This window comes from Mesorhizobium sp. M7A.F.Ca.CA.002.15.2.1, from assembly GCF_003998715.1.
Classification (GTDB): domain Bacteria; phylum Pseudomonadota; class Alphaproteobacteria; order Rhizobiales; family Rhizobiaceae; genus Mesorhizobium; species Mesorhizobium ciceri.
In genome coordinates, this window is sequence record NZ_RZPI01000536.1 from 1 (window position 1) to 2238 (window position 2238).

2 protein-coding genes are annotated in these 2238 nt (G+C 62.2%); both read left to right on the top strand.

Annotated elements, in window-relative coordinates; all coding sequences use genetic code 11:
- The coding region (locus ENZ74_RS24460) for a carbohydrate ABC transporter permease (RefSeq protein ID WP_164761175.1) at positions 1–804 on the top strand (804 nt) is incomplete at its 5' end.
- A gap of 4 nt (positions 805–808) precedes the next feature.
- Positions 809–2238: alpha-amylase family glycosyl hydrolase (locus tag ENZ74_RS24465; protein WP_245470999.1), on the top strand; the 1430-nt coding region annotated here is incomplete at its 3' end.

Genomic DNA, 2238 nt, shown 5'->3' on the forward strand with positions numbered 1-2238 from the left:
CCCTTGCCGCTCAATTCCTACTTCAGCTTCGTCATGCAGTCCCCGAAAGCGTTCGAAGGCGATCGCGGCCAGCGCGTCTATTATGCTTCGTCGGCGCCGCCGAAATTCACCACCGATAATTACAAAACCGTGCTGTTTTCCGAAGGCATCGGACGGTCTTTCATGAATTCCCTGACCGTCACCATTCCGGCGACCGTCATCCCGATCCTGATCGCCGCCTTTGCCGCCTATGCGCTGGCCTGGATGCGGTTTCCCGGCCGGGCGCTGCTGATCGCGGTCATCATCGGCTTGCTGGTGGTGCCATTGCAGATGTCGCTGATCCCGCTGTTGAAACTCTACAACGGCGTCGGCGCTTTCTTCGGCATGCCGTCGAAGACCTATCTCGGCATCTGGCTGGCGCATACCGGCTTCGGCCTGCCCTTCGCCATCTACCTGCTGCGCAGCTACATTGCCGGCCTGCCGCGCGAAATCATGGAATCGGCGCGCATCGACGGCGCCAGCGATTTCGAGATCTTCGTCAAGATCGTCTTGCCGCTGTCGTTTCCGGTGCTGGCTTCGTTTGCCATCTTCCAGTTCCTGTGGGTATGGAACGATCTGCTGGTGGCGATGGTTTTCCTCGGCACAGAGGCAGACCAGATCGTGCTGACCGCCAAGCTCAACGCGCTGTTGGGCTCACGCGGCGGCGACTGGGAGATTCTGACGACATCGGCTTTCGTGACCATCATCGTGCCGCTGATCGTGTTCTTCTCGCTGCAGCGCTATTTTGTCCGCGGGCTGCTTGCCGGCTCGGTGAAAGGAGGCTGAGACGATGCAATCCGCTTTGAAGGCCAGCTCGAAGCCTGACCTCGCCATCGATCGCGACTGGTGGCGGGGCGCGGTGATCTACCAGATTTATCCGCGCAGCTACCAGGACTCGAACGGCGACGGCATCGGTGACCTTAAGGGCATCATCGGGCGGCTACCCTACATCGCGGCACTCGGTGCGGACGCCATCTGGATTTCGCCATTCTTCAAGTCGCCGATGAAGGATTTCGGCTATGACGTGTCGGATTACTGCGACGTCGATCCGATGTTCGGCACGTTGGCCGACTTCGACGCGCTGACCGCCGAGGCACACAGGTTGGGCTTGAAGGTGATGATCGACGAGGTGCTGTCGCACACCGCCGACAACCACCCGTGGTTCAAGGAAAGCCGGTCGAGCCGCAGCAACCCGAAAGCCGACTGGTACGTCTGGGCAGACGCCAGGCCGGACGGCACGCCGCCCAACAACTGGCTGTCGATCTTCGGCGGCTCGGCCTGGCAATGGGACACCAGCCGCCAGCAATATTACATGCACAATTTTCTGGCCGAGCAGCCCGACCTCAACTTCCACAACCACGAGGTTCAGGACGCGTTGCTCGACGTCACCCGCTTCTGGCTGGAGCGCGGCGTCGATGGTTTCCGGCTCGACACCATCAATTTCTACTTCCACAGCCAGGGCTTGGAAAACAACCCGCCGCTGCCGCCGGAAGAGCGCAACGACCAGACCGCGCCGGCGGTCAACCCCTACAACTACCAGGACCATCTCTACGACAAGAGCCGGCCCGAGAATCTCGGCTTCCTCGAACGGTTCCGTGCCCTGCTCGATGAATATCCGGCAACCGCAGCGGTCGGCGAGGTCGGCGATTCGCAGCGTGGGCTTGAAGTGGTGGCCGCCTACACCGCCGGCGGCAAGCGCGTGCACATGTGCTACTCCTTCGATTTCCTGGCGCCGGAAAAGATCAGCGCGGGCAAGGTCCGCTCGGTGCTGGAATCCTTCGGCAAGGTCGCCAGCGATGGCTGGTCGTGCTGGGCCTTCTCCAACCACGATGTAATGCGCCCGGCCTCGCGCTGGGCCGCCAATGAGCCCGACCCGACCGCCTACCTCAAGGTCATCTCGGCGCTGCTGATGTCCTTGCGCGGTTCGGTCTGCATCTATCAGGGTGAGGAACTTGGGCTCGGCGAGGCCGACCTTCGGTTCGAGGATTTGCAGGATCCCTACGGCATCCGCTTCTGGCCTGAATTCAAGGGCCGCGACGGCTGCCGCACACCGATGGTGTGGGACGGCGGCGCCAAGAATGGCGGCTTCTCCCAGGCAAAACCCTGGCTGCCGGTGCCGGCCAAGCATTTGGCGCAAGCGGTCAATGTCCAGCAGGGCGACGAGGCTTCGCTGCTCGAGCACTACCGGCGCTTTCTCAGCTTCCGGCGTGCCCATCCGGC